This is a genomic window from Pseudomonas sp. NPDC088368, from assembly GCF_044753445.1.
Taxonomy (GTDB): domain Bacteria; phylum Pseudomonadota; class Gammaproteobacteria; order Pseudomonadales; family Pseudomonadaceae; genus Aquipseudomonas; species Aquipseudomonas bambusae.
This window is the reverse complement of the sequence record NZ_JBIVNG010000003.1, coordinates 212,659-231,215: the sequence shown is the minus strand read 5'-3', so window position 1 is coordinate 231,215 and position 18,557 is coordinate 212,659. Positions and strand designations below refer to the sequence as shown.

The following is an 18,557-nucleotide window of genomic DNA, read 5'->3' as shown; positions in this document are numbered from 1 at the left end:
TTCCAGGCGCGTCAAGTTCCGCACGGCGCGGTGTGCCCAGCTTCTGTGGCACTGGCCTTAGGGTTTGTTCCGATTGCGATCCGTGTCCTGAGCGTTGTCTTTCGGATGCTCCGGATGGCGCGGCTGTTCGCCTTGCTGGTTCGCCTGTTTGTGCTGCTCGCCGACCTTGCCAGCATTTTCCGGGGCGTGTTTAAGGTCTTCCCGGTCTGAGGCTTTCGTCATTGTCATATCTCCTTCGAATCGATCGTCGTGCGTTGTCACGCACCTTCGCTCATTTGCTTGATCAGCATCAGCGCTTCGTCCTTGAACAAGGGCTGTTTCATGCGTTCGGCCAGCAGGGCCACTTCCCGTTCCCGCTTGCAACCGACCACGGCAGCAACGGTCCCTTGCTTGCAGATCAGCGCCAGAAACTCGAAGGTCTCCGGTTCGCCGAGGTAAACGATGTCGTCCCATTCCTTGGCGTGGCCGAGATAATCCAGCCGCTTACCGAAATGGAAGGTCCAGAAATACGGGACGTCGCTGTAATGTTTTTCAGCGCCCAGCATGTTGCTTGCGGCGATCCGCGCCTGCTGTTGCGCCAACCGCCAGTGTTCGATCCGCAGGGGCTGGCCATTGATCGGGAAGGTGGCGATGTCGCCCGCCGCCCACACGTCCTTGCCTGCTTTCATCCCTGAATCGACGCTCAGCGAACCGTCTTTTTCCAGTTGCAGGCCGTCGACAAATTGTGTGGACGGGGAGACGCCAATGCCAATCAGCGCGAGGTCCACCGGCAGCCGCTCACCGTTATTCAGCAAGGCGGTTTCCAGACGTTTCTTCCCCCCATGTCCATCGCCTTCGAAGCGGCTAACGTCCACATGGGTGCGGAACAGCACGCCATTTTGTTCATGAAGGGCGCGCAACGCCTTGCCGATTCGCTCGCCCAATTGATCGGCGAACGGCACTTCATGGTGGGCGAGCACGGTGACGTTAACCCCGTGTTTGCGCAGCGCAGACGCGGCTTCCAGGCCGATGAAGCTGTCGCCGACGATCAGTGCCTGTTTGCCCGGTTTGGCAGCGGCGAGGATTTTCTTCGCATCGTCACGGGAACGCAGGGTCAGGACTTGCGGCAGGTCCGCGCCAATCAGCGGCAGGGCGCGAGGTTCGCCCCCGGTGGTGATCAGTACGGCGTCGTAGGCGAAGCGGCGGCCATCTGACAGGGTCAGGCGCTTGTTGACAACGTCCAGCTTCATGACCTCGCCTTCGATGCGCTCGATGTGGTTTTCATCGTAAAACGCGTCGTCGCGAAGGGGCGGGGTTTCGTCGGGGCGCATGTCGGCCGCGAGTACAAATTTGCTCAGCGCCGTCCGGTCGTAACCCGGCGCGACCTCCCGGTCCACCAGCAACAAGCGGCCATTGAAGCCTTTTTCCCGCAGCGCACACGCGGCGGCCGTTCCGGCGGCACCGGCGCCGATGATGACAAAGCAGCGGCCGTCATCAGGGCGGCTGTCGTGCTCGACAGACAGCGCCTGATCGTCGACGTGAATCTGATCTTCGATCACTTGCAGCGGGTAGCGGGTCAGGGCGTCCAGCGCAGGCGGTTCGCAGAGATGCCCGTCGGAAATGGCAAATTCCGCTTTGTGCCACGGACAGATCAAATGGCCGTTGCACACCGCACCGTCGGCCAGGGGCGCGCCTGCGTGGGGGCACTCCGCCTGATAAGCGCGAACCTCATCGCCATGACGCACCAGTACGACTTTTTTCTCGCCTGCTTCAACCTGAATCCCGCGATCTCGACGAAGATCGGCCAGGCTCGCGACTCGATGCATTGCCATGTTCAATTCCTCCCAGGCTTTCTGTTGGGAGTCAGCGGGCTCGATAGAGGTTCACCGATTTTTCAGCTGCAGGCTTCGAGCGGCAAGGTGCCAGCTACGAGCAGCAAGCTACAAGCTGCAAGCAAAAACGCAATCGTGAGCATCTTGAGCGCTGCTTTTAGCTTGCCGCTTGCAGCTCGGCACTCACCGCTCTAAACCCAGGCGTTGATGCCAGCCGGCAATTGACTCTTCCGGGTACTGTTCGAACTGCTGATCCTTCGGCCCGGCCTGGACTTCGACCCACGACGCCTTTGAATCCAGCAATAGGTGCGTGTGCTCGGGCGGGGTGGGCAGGGGCGTGTCGATGGCGGAGGCGAACGGATGAATCAGCTCCGGCCACTCCGGGCTGAACAGCCACAATGCACTGCCGCACTGCTGACAGAAATGCCGCTCGGCGCTGCTGGTGTGCACGTGTTTGTGTTCATCATCGCGCATTTTTGCGTGGTAGATGGCGATGCTGCTTTTGCCTTTGACCTTCAGGCTTTTGGCATCGCCACCGAGATTGATGGCATAGCCGCCTCCGCCTTGAGTCTTGCGGCAGATCGAGCAATAGCAGCGTTGATAGGGGTAGGGGTGGGCGCTGTTCAGGCTGAACTCCACCGCGCCGCAATGGCAGGAACCTTCCAGATGCATGATGGGCCTCCGTTCTCACTGGGGTCGACTCATAGGTCTAGACCTCGCACTGGCCCAAGGTTTCCCGAAGGTTCGATCGGATGTTTCATGAAGTGTTCGCTAAAGAAGCCCCGATGCACGTCGATAAGCAGAGGTCGTACGACAACTGCGATCACTGCCACCACAATAATGAGCCTACGGTCATGAACCTACGCAACCTCACCATTGCCCGACGTGCGGGCCTCGGTTTTACCCTGATTTCCCTGCTTGTCGCGTTGCTGGGCTGGTTTGCACTGAGCCAGATGTCCACCATTCGTCAGAGCGAGGTGGCCGTCGAGAGCAACTGGATGCCGAGCATGCGGCTGGTTAGCGAGATTCGCGAAGCCATGTTGCGCATCCGCACGATTTCGCTGCGCATGGCGCTGGACACCGACCCCAAGAGCGTCGGCACCTATAAGGGCCAGATGGACGCGCGGGTCAAGGTGCTGAACGACAAACTGGGGACCCTCGACACGTTCATCGACACCCCTGAAGAGAAGGTGTTGTACGACAAATTCCGCAGTACGCTGGCCGATTACCAACGCGGCCTGAGCCAGTCATTCGTATTGGCGGAAAGCGGTGATACGAAGGCCATGAACACGTTGCTGCTGGTGGACATGAAAACCGCCGTCGACAATTCGGGCGCGCAACTCGGCGACCTGACGGACTTCTATTCGCAGCAGGTCGAACAGGAAGGCAAGGCTGCAGAGTCTCAGTACAGCGCGTCGCGCAATGTTGTATTGGTGTTTGTGCTGATCGCGGCGCTGGCGACCGTCATCCTGGCCCTGTGGCTGACCCGCAGCATCATCCAGCCGCTGGAAGAAGCGGTCACGGCGGCGGAATTCGTCGCCAAGGGCGATCTGACCCACGACATTCGCGTCGAAGGCAAGGATGAGGTCACGCGACTGCTGACCGCGCTGCGTCTGATGCAAACCAATCTGCGGGGCACCCTGAGCCTGATCGGCAGTTCTGCCAGCCAATTGGCCTCGGCCGCCACCGCCCTCAATACGGTCACCGAAGACAGCCATCGCGGGCTCAATCGGCAGAACGCGGAAATCGAACAGGCCGCGACGGCGGTCAACGAAATGACCTCTGCCGTGGAAGAAGTGGCGCGTAACGCAGTGTCCACGTCCCAGGCGTCCAGCGAATCCAACGACGCGGCGCAAGACGGTCAGGCGCGGGTGATTGAAACCGTGACCTCGATCCAGAACCTCTCCAGCAACGTGCAACACACCTCGATGCTGGTGCAGACCCTGGCCGATCAGTCCCAAGACATCGGCAAGGTGCTGGACGTGATTCGTTCCATCGCGGAGCAAACCAATCTGCTTGCGCTGAACGCCGCCATCGAGGCCGCACGCGCCGGGGAGTCAGGGCGCGGCTTTGCAGTAGTTGCCGATGAGGTGCGCGCACTGGCCCATCGCACCCAACAATCGACGCTGGAAATCGACAAGATGGTCTCGACCATGCGCAGCGGTTCCAGCGACGCGCTGGCGTCCATGTTGGTCAGCCGCACGCGGGCCACGGAAACGCTGGAGCTGGCGCAAGGCGCGGGGGCGTCGCTGACCCGCATCACCTCGTCGATCAACCAGATTTCCGAACGCAACCTGGTCATCGCCAGCGCCGCCGAAGAACAGGCGCAAGTGGCGCGGGAAGTGGACCGCAACATCGTCAACATCCGCGACCTGTCGCAACAGTCGTCCTCCGGTGCCAACCAGATCAGCGCGTCCAGTACTGAGCTGTCGCGCCTGGCGGGGGAGTTGAATCAGGTGGTGACGCGGTTTCGCGTGTGATCTGATTGCTGATGTCGCCGCTGCGGTTTGGCGCATGCCAGCGTCCTCCCGGTCAGACGTTGCTTAAAGGATTCACCTCATTCACTTGCCTGACCCGGCGTTGGCTTGCATGATTCTCCCCGTCTAATAATTCCTGGCGGGCTGAACCTGCCGAGCAGATAGGTGACAAGGCAATGGATGATGTGAATCGCGGTTTCAGCAGTTGGTTGCGCGCGCCCGGACACAAGGCGTGGCTGGCACAGGAGGGCAATCGCCTGTTGGGGTTCGCCAGGGCGGCCACGCTGCCTCAGGGCTTTGGCAATCTGGACGAGCAGGGACGGTTGCCTGCCGACGCCGTTGCGGAAACCATGAACACTGCCCGCATGACCCATAGCTTTGCCCTCGCTCACATCAATGGCATTCCTGGTTGCGCCGAGCTGGTCGACCACGGCGTTGCGGCGCTGGCGGGACCGCTGCGGGATGCCGAGCATGGCGGTTGGTTCGACAAGCCCCTCGATAAAGGCGGCAGCACGGGCAAAGCCGCGTATCTGCATGCCTTCGTTGCGCTGGCCGCTTCCTCGGCTGTCGTTGCACAGCGCCCTGGCGCCAAGGCTTTGCTCGATCAGGCGATCCAGGTCATCAGCCAGCACTTCTGGAGCGAAGAAGAAGGCGCCATGCGCGAGTCCTTCGCCCGGGACTGGAGCGACGAAGAAGCCTACCGCGGCGCCAACAGCAACATGCACAGCACCGAGGCGTTTCTGGCCCTGGCCGATGTCACCGGCGATGCGCGCTGGCTGGACCGGGCGCTGAGCATTGTCGAGCGGGTGATTCATCAGCACGCCGCCGCCAATCATCATCAAGTCATCGAGCATTTCACCCTGCAATGGCAGCCAGTGCCGGAGTACAACGCCGACAAGCCGGACGACGGCTTCCGCCCCTATGGCACGACGCCGGGCCACGCCTTCGAATGGGCGCGGCTGGTGCTGCACCTGGAAGCGGCGCGTCAGGCGGCGAAACTGGACACCCCGGCCTGGCTACTGGAGGACGCACGGCTGCTGTTCGAAAACGCCTGCCGCTTTGGCTGGGACGTCGATGGCGCGAAGGGCATCGTGTACACGCTGGACTGGGATAATCGCCCGGTGGTGCGTCATCGTCTGCACTGGACCCACGCCGAAGCCGCCGCCTCGTCGGCCGCCTTGCTTCAGCGCACCGGCGAGCAGCAATACGAAACCTGGTATCGGACCTTCTGGGAATTCAACGAAACCCTGTTCATCGACCGCGAGCACGGCAGCTGGCGCCATGAGCTGAATCCGCAGAATCAGCCGAGCACTGATATCTGGCCGGGCAAACCTGACCTGTATCACGCGTATCAGGCGACGTTGTTGCCCGTCTTGCCGCTGGCGCAAAGCCTCGCCACGGCGCTGGAGCGTTTGCAATGATCCGCATCGGCGATTTCATCGAATCGCTGGACACCTCAGCCCTGTCGCGCTGGGCCTCGCTCACGCCGTGGGAACTGGTCAGCCGTGCCCCTGAAATCGTTCGCGAATTGCTGGTGACGCTGGGCGAAGACTACGAAATCCGGGGCGATATCGCCGTGCACAAAACGGTGGTGGTCGAGGAGGGGGCGGTGCTCAAAGGGCCATTGATCATTGGCCCTGAGTGCTTCGTCGCCAGCGGCGCGTATCTGCGGGGTGGTTGCTGGGTGGGTGAGCGCTGCATCTTCGGTCCCGGCGCGGAGCTGAAAACCTCGTTCGTCTTTGATGGCACCAAGCTCGCGCACTTCAATTTTGTGGGGGATTCGGTGTTGGGGGCGGGGGTGAATCTGGAGGCGGGCAGCATCGTCTGCAATTACCGCAACGAGCGCGACGACAAGGAAGTTCGCGTGCGCATCGACGGCCGTCTGCGTGCTACGGGCTGCGAGAAGTTCGGCGCGCTGATCGGCGACCGCAGCCGCATCGGCGCCAACGCCGTGCTGGCGCCGGGGGCGTTGCTGGCCAAGGCGACCATCATCCGGCGCGGTGAGGTGTTTGACGCAGAAAGCAAGCCGTTGTAGCCGCACGGCTTGCCTGCGGTGGCATCAGGTCAGCCAGCCCCTGTGCCACCGCTCCACCGCGTGCACCGGATTTGCCATCGCTGCGCAATGGATCGTAGGCAAGCCAACGCCTACGGTCAGAATCAAGGCCTCGACCGCACCGCAGTCTGCTTCTGCCGAAGGCGTAGGAGCTGGCTTGCCTGCGATCTGGCGCGAAGCGGCGGTAAAACCTGACAACGTCATTCGCCTGACACACCGCGCACGCCGGATTTGCCATCGCTGCGCAATGGATCGTAGGCAAGCCAACTCCTACGGGTAGGTGTACCGCATGCGGCGGTCCCTCAAGCCAACCGTTGGGTCACGCGAATCACTTGTCGCGCGATGTAGGCGCCGGTGACGATCACGCCGAACAGGCGCAGGGTCTGCATGGCCAGCACGAAGCCGACATCCGAGTGGGTGTCGATGGCGATGATTGCCATGGCGTCGAGGCCGCCGGGGCTGGTAGCGAGGTACACCGAGAGGAAGTCCTTGCCCATCATTTCGGCGATCACCCAGGCCGAGAGGGCGCACAGCAGGATCAACAGCAGCGCCCCGAGGATCATCGCGGGGAGGCGACGCCAGACATAGTTGATCGTCACCCGGTCAAACCGCAGGCCGATGTAGCTGCCGATGGCGCCGTAGGCAATCGCCAGCAGCCAGGTCGGCATGGTGATCTGCAAAATGCCGCTCAATTGCAGTGCGCCGCCCAACAGGAGCGGGACTAGCAGTGCGCCTGCCGGCACCCGAGCGCCGAGGGTCACGCCGACCACAATGGTCAGCACGGTCAGGCCCAGGCTCAGGAGGTTCACCCCTTGCAGCATCGCGTTGGTGCTGTGCGCATCGGTGCCGCCGACGTCGGCGCCAATCACTCGGCTCACCAGTGCGCCGACCATCACCACACACACCACCCGCACGTATTGCATGGTCGCGACCACCCGCGAGTCGGCGCCGTAATCTTCGGACATCGCCACCATCGCCGACGCCGCCCCCGGCGAAGTGCCCCAGGCCGCCGTGCTGCCCTGAATCCCGCCCCAGCGCGCCAACCCGATGCCTACCACGGCACTCAGCGCGATCGTCAGCACGGTGGCGAACACCATCACGTGCCACGAATGCATCGCCGTGAGCAACACACCCATGGTCATGGAGTGCGCGACCAGCACCCCCACCGAGCCTTGTCCCAGACGGAACACATGTTTGTTGATCCGGATCGACGCACCGGACACACCAAAGCCAATCGCAACCAGCATCGGGCCGAGAAACAGCGCAGCAGGAACGTGGAAGTAGCGGAACAGTTGGCCGGCGCTGCCGGCGAGAAGGATGAGCAGCAGCCATTGCAAAAGCGGGTGCAGGGTGTCGAGGGAAAACGGGGTGGGGCGCGACAACGAGGATCTCCAGAGCATGGGCGGTTTCCTGATGGAGTTCTGTCCAATGCGCAAAATTATCGACACTTCAATTGATCAAGTCTATTTTCTAATAATCATGAATCGATAACTTTGGTTGATATATGGACCTGCGGGACCTCACCTATTTCGAAACCATCGCCGAACTCGGTCACCTCGGTCGAGCTGCTGAAAAGCTCAATCGTAGCCAGCCCGCGTTGACCAAAAGCATTCAGCGGCTGGAAGAGTCGTTTGGCACCAAGCTGTTTCAGCGCGACGGGCGCAGGATCAAGCTGACCCCGGTGGGCGAGCTGTTGCAGGCACGGGGCAAGATGTTGCAGCAGAGCATCGCCCAGACCCAGCGCGAGGTGCGGGATTTCGCCAGCGGTGCCGTCGGGGAAATCCGCTTGGGTTGTGCGGCGACGATGGCCGAATACCTGCTGCCCGAGCTGACCAATGCGTTGCTCAAACGGGCTCCGGACATCACCCTGAAGCTGGTCATCGGTCAGGACGACATGCTGCGCGAGCAACTGCGCTCAGGGCATCTGGACATGATCATCTGTTCCCAACGCGGCATCGAAGACGAATTCACTGCCTACCCGATCCTCACCGACGAAGCGGTGGTCATCGCCAGCCGCAATCACCCGATCTTCAACGCCCCCTACCAGATGAGCGACCTGTGCAACTACCGCTGGGTGTTGCCGCCGTTGGGGGTGTCGTCGCGGATCTGGGTCGATGAGGCGTTCACCCGTCATCACCTGCCTTTGCCCGTGGTGCAGATCGAGGCCAATTCCATTTCGCTGTTGCCGAGGCTGATCGCCCAGACGAGCCTGTTGAGCTTCATCGCCCGGGAAACCCTCGAATATGGCAAGAACATGCAATATCTGCGGGAGGTGCCGCTGGAAGCTACGACCATGACGCGGACCATCTGCGTCATTCTGCGCCGCGAGGGCTACCTCTCGCCCGCGGCCCACGCGATGGTGCAAATGCTGCGCGACGACGGGGGCTCGTTTTTCAGTTGGGTGTAATCCCGAGGCGTTCGGGAGTAGCCTTGAAACAGACAGCAACCACAGTGAACAGCCATTTGGAGGCCAGAAGCATGCAGGCACAGCCACACGAATACACCCGGATTCCGTATTTCATGAACCACGAAGACCAGCATTTTGGCGGCGATCAATCGCCCCTCAACGACGCCGACGCGGACGAAGACAGCGACCCGGAAGGCGACCTGGACCTGGGGGATTTGCGGCTGGACGAGTTCGAGGATGCGGACAAGCTGGACATCGGGTCTTCGACGTTGGGGTGAGTTCTGCGAGTCGGACCATTTCGCGGTCCAGGCTTTTGATTCTGGCCGCAGGCCGTGGGAGATTCTATGGTTGAGGTCAACGACCTATGGCCCGGTTTATCAAAAAACGCGGTCTCGCTTCTGCCGCAGGCGTGGGAGCTGGCTTGCCTGCGATCTGCCAGAAACTGGCAGCCAATACTGAGTGCACAAGGTGTCAGGTGTACCGCATAGGCAGGATTTGCGACTGCTGCGCAATGGATCGCAGGCAAGATGGGACGTCACCCCGGGCGTCCTAGGCCTTTGGAAGAAGCGACTCAGATGTGATCGCTACAGATGCGCCGCCAACGCCGCAACGGCCACTTCCACCGTCCCGCTGAACCCCGCCCACGTGCACGCCAGCATCAGGTTCTTCGGCAGCTGAAAATCCTCCACTTGATACCCCTGCGCATCAAATCCGTCGACATCGTGGTCAATCTGTTCGCGCAGGGGCCGGGCGTCTTCGAAGTAGGCCCAGACCGGCTTGCCCAGCGCCACGGCCATGCCCACTTCGAACGCCGTTCCGGAGTCCGGCTCGATTCCCCGGAAGGGGTTGAGATTCGCCAGCACGGCGTCGCAGCGTTCGATCATGTCGATGTTGGCGTGGCAGATCCGTTTGGCGGTGTCCTGGGGCGACAGTCCCTGTTCGACCTCGTTGTCGAATGGATACAGGCCTTCCAGACCGTGGGCCTCGCACAGCATTTTAAGGTAGCGCCCGTGTTCAATGGCATCGGCGCGAAAGACATCGAAACCGGCCAGATAAATACGCGGTGTGGAAAGGGAAGGCATCACAGGCCCCTCGCAAAAACAGTGGCCCGAGTGTAGCCCCTCGCTCGGTTGCCGTTGATCGGTCCAAGGTAAAATCCTCATCGGTGGGGCTGGAATCTGTACGGATAACCAGTATCCTGACGCCTTTCCGTCAGCCGTAACGTGACCGCGCCGTGAGCACTTCCCCCCTCGACAATCCGTTCTATTACCTGGAGAACTTTCGCCAGGTGCTGGGCTGGATCGGCCAGCGTTACGACGACCTGCTCAACGAGGAAGAACGCACGTTCATCGACGACTTCGCCCAACTGCCACAGCCTGCGCAGGCCTTGCTAGTGCGGATGGTCATGCGCAAGGGCGTGCTGTTTCGCGCCAGCAAGCTGACCTACGCGGAAATCGGTGACGCCCGCGAGGCTGTCGCGCCGTTGCTGGCGTGTGGCTGGGTTGACGATCAGCCACATCTCGACCTTTCAGCGCTGTTCGCCCTGTTGCGCAAGGACGAACTGAGTCAGTGCTTCAAGGCCCATGGCATCAAAGCCACTGAGAAAAAAGCCGATCTGCTGGCACGTCTGCTGCCGGTTTTCGAACACGTTCAGCCGCTGGATCACTGGTTTTCAGACGTCGATGAGGTGATTTTTGCCTTGCAGGTCATGCCGCTGTGCGACCGGTTGCGTTTGCTGTATTTCGGCAATCTCTATCAGGAGTGGTCCGAATTCGTGCTCGCGGACCTGGGGATTTACCGTTATGAAAAGGTCGAGTTTTCCCTTGAATCGCGAGGCATCAGTCAGCGCGAAGACATCGACATCTGCCTGAATCTGCACAGCTGTCGGCAGGCGCTGGACGAAGCGGAGCAATTGGAAGAGCTGGCGACTCAGGCCCTGGCGATCCAGACCCTCAATCCGTGGCTGTCGATGCGCCGGGCCAAGCTGCTGTTCCAGATTGGCCAGCAAGCCGAGCGCCAACAGGCATGGCCGCTGGCGCTGAGCGTTTACGCCCAGTCCAGCTACCCCGGCGCACGGGTGCGCAGGGTTCGGGTGCTGGAACGTGGCGAGCAGTACGCCGAGGCCATGGCCCTGTTGCAAGAGGCTCAAGCCACGCCTGAAAACGACGAAGAAATTCAGCACCTGCTGCGGATTCGACCACGGCTATTAAAGAAGCTGGGGCAGGGCGGAGGGGTGAAACGCAAGGCGCGGACAGTCACGCGGCTGGACCTGAGTGTGACGCCGCTGCCCGACCACAGTGTCGAGCGGCTGATCCAGCAGCACTTGGCCGAAGAGGGCAGCGAGGTGCACTACGTCGAGAATGCGCTGGTCAATTCGCTGTTCGGGTTGCTGTGCTGGCCGGCGATTTTCGCGCCGCTGCCGGGTGCGTTCTTCCACCCGTTCCACAGCGCGCCGAGCGACCTGTACAGCCCCGACTTTTATCAGCGCCGGGCGGCGTTGTTCGAGGAGTGCCTGTCGCAACTGGACGATGAGCGTTATCTGACGGTCATCCGCGACACCTATGTGAACAAGTTCGGCCTGCAATCACCGTTCGTGTTCTGGGGCACGCTCACGCCAGAGCTGTTGGAACAAGCGCTGCATTGTCTGCCTTCCAGCCACCTCAAACGCTGGTTCCGGCGTCTGCTGCAAGACATCAAGGCCAACCGCACCGGTATGCCCGACCTGATCCAGTTCTACCCCGGACAGCGCCGCTACCGGATGATCGAGGTGAAAGGGCCGGGCGACCGCTTGCAGGACAACCAACTGCGCTGGCTGGACTTCTGCGCCGAGCATGAGATGCCAGTGGTGGTGTGTTATGTGCAGTGGGCGCACGGCCCGATTGAGGTCAGTTCCCTGTAGCAACCGTTCGGTTGCCGGGAACCCTGTGCTGACCTGTGGGAGCGAATTCATTCGCGAAGGGATCGTGTCGTCGACACCTTCAATCGCCTGTTCCATTTTTCGTCGGAATGCCGCCCAGAATGAATTCGCTCCCACGGGAGGGTCGCTTACCGTCCGGGATTACCGCTTCACCCGCTTCGGCGGCAGGGGCAATGGCGCGAACAGCGCTTCGATGTCGTCGTCCTGCAGTCGCCAGTCTCCCGACATTCGGCCATCCAGCACACCCGCCGCCAGCGCTGATTTCTCGTGCTGCAACTGCTGGATTTTCTCTTCCACGGTGCCCCGGGCGATCATCTTGTAGACGAACACCGGCTTCTCCTGGCCGATGCGATAGGCCCGGTCCGTCGCCTGGTTTTCCGCCGCCGGGTTCCACCACGGGTCGTAGTGAATCACGGTGTCTGCCGCTGTCAGGTTCAACCCCGTGCCCCCGGCCTTGAGGCTGATGAGGAAGATCGAACGCTTGCCGCTCTGGAACTCCTGCACCGGCGTGCGGCGATCCTTGGTCTGGCCGGTCAGCAGGGCGTATTCGATGCCGCGCTGGGTCAATTCTGCTTCGATCAGCCCCAGCATCGACGTGAACTGCGAGAACAGCAGGATCTTGCGATTCTCCGCCAAGAGTTCTTCCAGCATGTCCATCAGGCTTTCCAGCTTGGCCGAACTGGACTGACGGGCGCTGAGGGGCGCGCTGTTGACCAGACGCAAGTCGCAACAGACCTGCCGCAATTTGAGCAAGGCTTCGAGAATAATGATCTGACTGCGCGCCGCGCCCTTGCGCGTGATTTCATCACGAACCTTTTTGTCCATCGCCAGCCGCATGGTCTCGTACACGTCGCGTTGAGCGTCGTTGAGTTCGACCCAGTGCACAATCTCGGTTTTCGGCGGCAACTCGGTGGCGACCTCTTCCTTGGTGCGGCGCAGCAGGAACGGCTTGATCCGCGCATTCAGGTGCTGCAACCGGGCGCCGTCTCCGAGCTTTTCGATGGGCGTGCGGTAGTTGCTGCCGAACTGTTTGGCATCTCCCAGCCAGCCCGGCATCAGGAAGTGGAACAACGACCACAACTCGCCCAAGTGGTTTTCCAGCGGCGTGCCACTCAGGCACAGACGCTGGCGGGCGTTCAGTTGACGCGCGGCCTGCGCCGCCTTGCTGTTGGGGTTTTTGATGTACTGCGCTTCATCCAGTACCAGCACGTGCAACAGCTGTTTGCTCAACAGCTCGACGTCCCTGGGCAGCAGGGCGTAGGTGGTGAGGATCAGGTCATATTCCTCAAGGCGATCGTAGTCCTGATGTCGATTCGCGCCGTACAACGCCAGTACGTTGAGCTGCGGGGTGAAGTGTTTCGCCTCGTCCACCCAGTTGGGGATCAGGCTGGTGGGCATCACCACCAGCGCCGGGCGATCCAGCCGTCCGGCCTGTTTCTCCATCAGCAAGTGCGCCAGGGTTTGCAGGGTCTTGCCCAGGCCCATGTCGTCGGCCAGCACACCGCCGACTTCCAGCTCGCGCAGGGCCTGCATCCAGCTCAGACCCTCCAGCTGGTAAGGCCGGAGTGTGGCGTTCAGCCCTTCCGGTGCAGTGACCGGTGCGTCCTTGATGTTGACCAGCCGTTCGGAAAACTCCCGCAGCCGGTCGCCGCCTTGCCACACCAGCGGCAGTTCGTCGAGGTGCTTGAGGCGGGCGGCGTCGGCGGTACTCAGGCGGATGGCGTTATTGCCGTCTTCGCGCCAGTAGAAATCGCCGAGGGTCGCCAGCACGGTTTTCAGGCGGCCATAGGGCAGCGCCACTTGAATCGGCACGCCACCGCGCTGGGTGAAGTGGTTGAGCTGCACCAGCAGTTGCTCGTCGTCCCGACGTTTGGCGATGCCCGCCGCGGTCATCAATTCCGGGTGGGTACGCAGCAGATTGATCAGAATCGGCAGCAGGCTCAGGCGTTCACCGTTGACGATGATACCCAGTTCCAGGTCGAACCAGTCGCGCTCCGGCTCGTCGTCGACCACCGCGTACCAGTCGTCCACGGCTGTGACGTCAAAACCGAAATCGTCGTTCATTTCGACCTGCCAGCCTTTGTCCCGCAGCTTGGGCAGTTCTTCGAGGATGAAGCTCAGCCAGGCCTTGTCGGTGGGCAGTTCGAACATTTCCCCGGCACTGTCCGGCAAGGCTTTGCTCTGGCGGGTGGCGATGCGAAAGCCGAGGTCCTGCAACTGCCTGCGGAACTGCGCTTCGACCTCCAGATGCCGCCGGATGCGCAGGGTTTCGGTTTTCAGGTGCCAGAGCAGATCGCTGGAACGGCCAGGGCTTGGGGTGCCCGAGGCGTACAGTTCGCGATAACGGAAGGCCAGCGCGGCGCGGTGCTGGATGTGCCGCTGCATCTTGCCGTTGCGCGGTTCGTAGGCGCTGAATTCGAAGCTGGCGAGGATCAGCCGAGGCTTGGGCTTGATGTTTTTTTCCAGCTTTTCAGGCAGGTTGTGCTTCGGCTGGACAACGGTGGCGCGGTCGGTGGACTGGCGGTTGACGACGGCCAGTATGTCCGGCTGGTTTTCCGGCGCCTGCAGGTAGAACAGCGCTGCCGCACAATGCTTGCAGTTGGTGCGGACCGGGCAGGTGCATTTGCCGATCACGAACGTGCGCGTGCGCTCGGGGTCCTTGAACATCAAGGTCTGGGTGTACATTTCGAGGCCCGAACCCCGGCAAACCGTGCGCACAAGGTCGCCGCTGAGGTGTTCGACGGCCACACGTTTCTGCTGGGCATACTCAAGCCCGCGCTCCACGCTTTGTGCTTTGAACAGGGGTTCCCATGGCAGGGCCAGGACTTTTTCCAATAGGGATGACACGTCTTTTCCTACGTCAACGCGGTGCTTGAAGAGGAGTGACCTTGATCAACATGGCCAGACTCCCGTTATCCATGTAGGTCAGTTCGCCGTTCCTGACCCGGGTTGCCTGACGCATGCGTTCGCTGGTGACCAGCACGCCATGCTCGTCGAGCTGATTGACCCAGAAGTTGGCGTCGATGTCCGTGAAGCGCGCCAGGCCCAGGCTCACCGTGCCCTCGATGGGGTAATGGCCGAACTGTTCCTGGCCGCTGCTGATCGCCACCTTGCCTGGCGTCGCGCTCAGGGGTTGTTGCCAGGCGCGGTGCAGCAGCACTTTATAGGTGTCGCTGGATTCAAGCTTGCTCACCAACGCGTCCAGCCCGGTGGAGGTCTGGTTGTCGGCGCCCAAGGGTTGCGCACCCGCAGCCCAATCTTCCGGAGCCGCCTGATTGGTGGCCGCAGGTTCACCGTTCTGACGGAAGAGAATCAGCTCCACCTGATAAATGCCATCGGCGAAGGCTGCCGGGGCGATCAGCACCAGGAGCAGGGTGAGCGAGCGAAGCACACGCATGGTGAGTCCTTAGGCAGATGTCGGGGTCAGGCGCTCGAACAGCGCTTCGATCGTATTGAAACGCTCCTCGGGACGTTCCATCGGCACCGTGAACTTGAACAGCGTGGCACCTTCGAATTTGTAGCGTTTCGGTTGGCCCTGAATCAGCTTGATCAGCGTCAAGGGTTCTACCGGCGTATCGGCGGCAAATTCGATTCGTCCACCCTGAGGGCCGGCATCGACTTTCTTGATGCCCAACTGCTCGGCCTTGAGCTTGAGCGACGTCATGCGCACCAGGTTCTTGGTCGGCTCCGGCAGCAGGCCGAAGCGGTCGATCATCTCCACTTGCAAGTCCTTGAGGCCTTCTTCGTCGGCAGCGTTGGCGATGCGCTTGTAGAGAATCAGCCGCGCGTGGACGTCCGGCAGGTAATCCTCGGGAATCAGCCCAGGCACCCGCAGATTGACCTCCGGACCGCCACCCAGCGGCTGGTCCAGGTTCGGCTGCTCGCCCTTGCGGATCGACTTCACCGCGCGTTCGAGCATTTCCATATAGAGGGTAAAACCCACCGCCTGAATCTGCCCGCTCTGGCCTTCGCCCAGCAGCTCGCCCGCACCACGGATTTCCAGGTCATTGGTGGCGAGCACAAAGCCTGCGCCGAGGTCCTGGGTGTTGGCGATGGCTTCCAGACGCTTCTCGGCGTCCGGCGTGATCTGCTTGCGCGGCGGCGTCAGGAGGTAAGCGTACGCCTGGTGGTGACTGCGACCGACCCGACCGCGCAACTGGTGCAACTGGGCCAGACCGAACTTGTCAGCCCGTTCGATGATGATGGTGTTGGCGCTCGGCACGTCGATGCCGGTTTCGATGATGGTCGAGGCGATCAGCACGTTGAAGCGCTTGTGGTAGAAGTCGCTCATCACCTGTTCAAGATCGCGTTCGTGCATCTGCCCGTGACCGATGCCGATCCGCGCTTCCGGCACCAGTTCGGCGAGGTCGGCGGCGCATTTCTCGATGGTCTTCACGTCGTTGTGCAGGTAGTACACCTGACCGCCGCGCAGCAGTTCACGCAGCAGCGCTTCTTTCACCGTGGGCTTGTTCTGCTCCATGACGAATGTGCGCACCGACAGACGTCGGGCGGGCGGGGTGGCGATGATCGACAGGTCGCGCATGCCGGCCACGGCCATGTTCAGGGTGCGCGGGATCGGCGTGGCGGTGAGGGTCAGAATGTCGACCTCGCTGCGCAGGGCCTTGAGCTGTTCTTTCTGGCGCACACCGAAACGGTGTTCTTCGTCGATGATCACCAGGCCCAGGTTCTTGATCTTGACGTCATCCTGCAACAGCTTGTGGGTGCCGATGACGATGTCGATCTTGCCCTCGGCCAGGTCGGCCACGGCGGCGTTGATTTCCTTGGCGGACTTGAAGCGGCTCATCACCTCGACCGTCACCGGCCAGTCGGCGAAGCGGTCGCGGAAACTGTTGTAGTGCTGCTGGGCGAGCAGGGTGGTCGGCACCAGAATCGCCACTTGCTTGCCGCCGTGCACGGCGATGAACGCCGCGCGCATGGCCACTTCGGTCTTGCCGAACCCCACGTCGCCACAGACCAGACGGTCCATCGGTTTCGGCGCGAGCATGTCGTGGCGCACGGCTTCGATGGTGGTCTGTTGGTCCGGGGTCTCTTCGAACGGGAACCCGGCGCTGAACGTTTCGTAATCCAGCTTCGGATCGGCAAACGCGTAACCTTCGCGGGCGGCGCGGCGGGCATAGATGTCGAGCAGTTCGGCGGCGACGTCGCGCACCTGTTCGGCCGCCTTGCGCTTGGCTTTCTGCCAGGCCTCGGAACCTAGGCGGTGCAACGGCGCGAGTTCGTCATCGCTGCCGGTGTAGCGGGCGATCAGGTGCAGGTTGGCCACCGGGACGTACAGCTTGGCGTCCTCGGCGTAGGCCAGCATCAGGAATTCGGCGACCTGATTTTCCACTTCCAGCGTCGCCAGCCCAAGGTAGCGGCCCACGCCGTGGTCGATGTGCACCACCGGCGCACCTTCGCGCAGCTCAGCGAGGTTCTTGATCACCGCGTCGCTGGAGTGGCCGTCCATGCGCTTTTCGCGACGGCGGCGTTGCATGACCCGCTGACCGAACAGCGGGCTTTCGGCGACCAGCGCCAGGGCTGGCTGTTCAAGCACCAGACCCTCGTCCAGCGGCGCGATGGTGATCGCCAGCCGCTCTTTGCTGTCGACGAATTCCTGCCAGCTGTCGAGGTTTTTCGGCCGCAGTTTCAGGCGCTCCAGCAACTCCAGCAGCACCTCGCGACGACCGGCGGATTCGGCAGTGAACAGTACGCGACCGGGGAATTCGTCGAGGAAGGTCGAGAGTGCCGCAAGCGGCTGGCTGGCCTTCGCTTCGATGGCCAGATTTGGCAGTGCCAGCGCCGGAAAGCGTTCGCGACCGATGCCGGTTTCAACGTCGTCCTGGCTGGCGACCACGCGGGGCCAGCTTTTGAGGCGGGCAAAACAGTCTTCGACCGGCAGAAACAATTCAGCGGGCGGCAGCAGCGGACGGTCGGGGTCGACGCGGCGCTCTTCGTAGCGGTTACGCACGTCCTTCCAGAAGGTTTCCGCCGCCGCTTCGATGCCCGGCAGCGAGAACACCTGCGTGTCCTGAGGCAGGTAGTCGAACAGCGTGGAGGTTTCGTCGAAGAACAGCGGGATGTAGTACTCGATGCCTGCCGGGGTGATGCCGCTGTTCAGGTCCTGGAAGATCGGGCTGCGGCGGAAATCGACGTCGAAGCGCTCGCGGAAACGGGCCTTGAAACGGGTGACCGCTTCTTTCTGCAGCGGGAATTCCTTGGCGGGCAGCAGACGCACCGAATCGACCTTGTCGATGGAGCGCTGGGTTTCCGGCTCGAAGGTGCGCAGGGTTTCGATTTCATCGTCGAACAGGTCGATCCGGTAGGGCAGTTTGCTGCCCATGGGGAACAGGTCGATCAGCGCGCCGCGCACCGTGAATTCGCCGTGCTCGTAGACCGTGTCGACGTAGCGGTAACCGGTCGCTTCGAGCCGCGTGCGCATGGCTTCGACGTCGAGCTTCTGGCCGACATCCAGCACCAGGCTGCTCCCCAGCAGGAACTTGGTCGGCGCCAGGCGATGCAGGGCCGTGGTGATCGGCACCACCAGCACGCCATGCACCAGCTCCGGCAGCCGGTACAGGCTGGCGATGCGCTGGGAGATGATGTCCTGATGGGGCGAGAACAGATCGTAGGGCAGGGTTTCCCAGTCAGGGAAATGCAACACCGGGAGATCGGGGGCGAAAAACTTCAGTTCCTGTTCCAGTCGCTCGGCACTTTGGCTGTCGGCGGTCAAAAGCAGGGTGAAGCGTTTCGCGGCGCTTGCAGCCTCGGCGATGGCCAGACTTTGAGCGGCACCGGGCAGGTTGCCCCAATGTTGTTTGCCTGCGGCAGCAGGAAGAATCGGTAGGCGCAGAACGGGCACGGAAGATAAAGCTCCAGGCGTTGCGGCAAAGCC

At 61.9% G+C, this 18,557-nt stretch carries 13 protein-coding genes and 3 pseudogenes; 7 read left to right on the top strand and 9 right to left on the bottom strand.

The features are described 5' to 3' along the window. Positions 1 to 57: 57 nt before the first annotated feature. The 3 genes from ACIQAL_RS07385 to ACIQAL_RS07375 all read right to left on the bottom strand — a co-directional run bounded on the left by ACIQAL_RS07385 (position 58) and on the right by ACIQAL_RS07375 (position 2,483). Complete coding sequence (locus ACIQAL_RS07385; RefSeq protein ID WP_341963878.1) at positions 58 to 222, bottom strand: hypothetical protein; 165 nt, start codon at positions 220 to 222, stop codon at positions 58 to 60. Positions 223 to 257: 35 nt separating this feature from the next. Further along, complete coding sequence (locus ACIQAL_RS07380; protein WP_401144076.1) at positions 258 to 1,811, bottom strand: FAD-dependent oxidoreductase; 1,554 nt, start codon at positions 1,809 to 1,811, stop codon at positions 258 to 260. Between the two features lie 183 nt (positions 1,812 to 1,994). Then, entirely contained in the window at positions 1,995 to 2,483 is a 489-nt protein-coding gene (locus ACIQAL_RS07375; protein ID WP_401144074.1) for a GFA family protein, read from the bottom strand. An 80-nt stretch (positions 2,484 to 2,563) separates the two neighbouring features. Here ACIQAL_RS07375 and ACIQAL_RS07370 point away from each other — a divergent pair. The 4 genes and pseudogenes from ACIQAL_RS07370 to ACIQAL_RS07355 all read left to right on the top strand — a co-directional run. Further along, positions 2,564 to 3,433: pseudogene (locus ACIQAL_RS07370) on the top strand (MCP four helix bundle domain-containing protein); the annotation flags it as partial. Next, positions 3,428 to 4,291 (top strand): methyl-accepting chemotaxis protein, encoded by an 864-nt coding sequence (locus ACIQAL_RS07365; RefSeq protein ID WP_401144538.1) that lies wholly within the window; start codon positions 3,428 to 3,430, stop codon positions 4,289 to 4,291. The pseudogene ACIQAL_RS07370 and the gene ACIQAL_RS07365, both read left to right, overlap by 6 nt. Before the next feature lie 173 nt (positions 4,292 to 4,464). Next, positions 4,465 to 5,709, top strand: coding sequence for an AGE family epimerase/isomerase (locus tag ACIQAL_RS07360; protein ID WP_401144073.1), 1,245 nt, complete (start codon positions 4,465 to 4,467; stop codon positions 5,707 to 5,709). Next, positions 5,706 to 6,323, top strand: a complete 618-nt coding sequence (locus ACIQAL_RS07355) for an LpxA family transferase (RefSeq protein WP_401144071.1) — start codon at positions 5,706 to 5,708, stop codon at positions 6,321 to 6,323. The genes ACIQAL_RS07360 and ACIQAL_RS07355 overlap by 4 nt, the downstream gene beginning before the upstream one ends. Positions 6,324 to 6,643: 320 nt before the next feature. On the opposite strand, the gene ACIQAL_RS07350 is transcribed toward ACIQAL_RS07355, so the two are convergent. Further along, on the bottom strand, positions 6,644 to 7,723 hold the full coding sequence (locus ACIQAL_RS07350) for an AbrB family transcriptional regulator (protein ID WP_401144536.1): 1,080 nt from the start codon (positions 7,721 to 7,723) through the stop codon (positions 6,644 to 6,646). 122 nt (positions 7,724 to 7,845) lie between these two features. On the opposite strand from ACIQAL_RS07350, the gene ACIQAL_RS07345 reads away from it, so the two are divergent. Together ACIQAL_RS07345 and ACIQAL_RS07340 are read left to right on the top strand one after the other, a co-directional pair. Continuing rightward, a complete protein-coding gene (locus tag ACIQAL_RS07345) occupies positions 7,846 to 8,748 on the top strand; it encodes a LysR family transcriptional regulator (protein ID WP_166595129.1) in 903 nt (300 codons plus the stop codon). Between the two features lie 71 nt (positions 8,749 to 8,819). Further along, positions 8,820 to 9,026: a hypothetical protein gene (locus tag ACIQAL_RS07340; protein ID WP_166595130.1), complete on the top strand. Its 207-nt coding sequence runs from the start codon at positions 8,820 to 8,822 to the stop codon at positions 9,024 to 9,026. A 306-nt stretch (positions 9,027 to 9,332) separates the two neighbouring features. On the opposite strand, the gene ACIQAL_RS07335 is transcribed toward ACIQAL_RS07340, so the two are convergent. After that, on the bottom strand, positions 9,333 to 9,830 hold the full coding sequence (locus ACIQAL_RS07335; protein WP_401144068.1) for a nucleoside 2-deoxyribosyltransferase: 498 nt from the start codon (positions 9,828 to 9,830) through the stop codon (positions 9,333 to 9,335). Positions 9,831 to 9,982: 152 nt separating this feature from the next. Here ACIQAL_RS07335 and ACIQAL_RS07330 point away from each other — a divergent pair, with 152 nt between their 5' ends. After that, the gene (locus tag ACIQAL_RS07330) at positions 9,983 to 11,647 is read left to right on the top strand and encodes a VRR-NUC domain-containing protein (protein ID WP_401144066.1); all 1,665 of its coding nucleotides are present in this window, start codon (positions 9,983 to 9,985) and stop codon (positions 11,645 to 11,647) included. A gap of 159 nt (positions 11,648 to 11,806) precedes the next feature. Here ACIQAL_RS07330 and ACIQAL_RS07325 read toward each other — a convergent pair. From ACIQAL_RS07325 to mfd, 4 genes and pseudogenes are all read right to left on the bottom strand, one after another. Then, a pseudogene (locus ACIQAL_RS07325) lies at positions 11,807 to 13,948 on the bottom strand (DEAD/DEAH box helicase); the annotation flags it as partial. 33 nt (positions 13,949 to 13,981) lie between these two features. Then, positions 13,982 to 14,350 (bottom strand): annotated as a pseudogene (locus ACIQAL_RS07320) (helicase); the annotation flags it as partial. 175 nt (positions 14,351 to 14,525) lie between these two features. Continuing rightward, positions 14,526 to 15,062: a CsiV family protein gene (locus ACIQAL_RS07315; RefSeq protein ID WP_401144064.1), complete on the bottom strand. Its 537-nt coding sequence runs from the start codon at positions 15,060 to 15,062 to the stop codon at positions 14,526 to 14,528. A 9-nt stretch (positions 15,063 to 15,071) separates the two neighbouring features. Beyond that, positions 15,072 to 18,524, bottom strand: a complete 3,453-nt coding sequence (gene mfd, locus ACIQAL_RS07310) for a transcription-repair coupling factor (RefSeq protein ID WP_401144062.1) — start codon at positions 18,522 to 18,524, stop codon at positions 15,072 to 15,074. Positions 18,525 to 18,557 lie beyond the last annotated feature (33 nt).

What these genes read in the sequence shown, in the direction of transcription:
- ACIQAL_RS07385 (WP_341963878.1), bottom strand. Translation starts at nt 222, where the DNA reads ATGACGAAAGCCTCAGACCGGGAAGACCTTAAACACGCCCCGGAAAAT.
- ACIQAL_RS07380 (WP_401144076.1), bottom strand. Translation starts at nt 1,811, where the DNA reads ATGGCAATGCATCGAGTCGCGAGCCTGGCCGATCTTCGTCGAGATCGC.
- ACIQAL_RS07375 (WP_401144074.1), bottom strand. Translation starts at nt 2,483, where the DNA reads ATGCATCTGGAAGGTTCCTGCCATTGCGGCGCGGTGGAGTTCAGCCTG.
- ACIQAL_RS07365 (WP_401144538.1), top strand. Translation starts at nt 3,428, where the DNA reads ATGCAAACCAATCTGCGGGGCACCCTGAGCCTGATCGGCAGTTCTGCC.
- ACIQAL_RS07360 (WP_401144073.1), top strand. Translation starts at nt 4,465, where the DNA reads ATGGATGATGTGAATCGCGGTTTCAGCAGTTGGTTGCGCGCGCCCGGA.
- ACIQAL_RS07355 (WP_401144071.1), top strand. Translation starts at nt 5,706, where the DNA reads ATGATCCGCATCGGCGATTTCATCGAATCGCTGGACACCTCAGCCCTG.
- ACIQAL_RS07345 (WP_166595129.1), top strand. Translation starts at nt 7,846, where the DNA reads ATGGACCTGCGGGACCTCACCTATTTCGAAACCATCGCCGAACTCGGT.
- ACIQAL_RS07340 (WP_166595130.1), top strand. Translation starts at nt 8,820, where the DNA reads ATGCAGGCACAGCCACACGAATACACCCGGATTCCGTATTTCATGAAC.
- ACIQAL_RS07335 (WP_401144068.1), bottom strand. Translation starts at nt 9,830, where the DNA reads ATGCCTTCCCTTTCCACACCGCGTATTTATCTGGCCGGTTTCGATGTC.
- ACIQAL_RS07315 (WP_401144064.1), bottom strand. Translation starts at nt 15,062, where the DNA reads ATGCGTGTGCTTCGCTCGCTCACCCTGCTCCTGGTGCTGATCGCCCCG.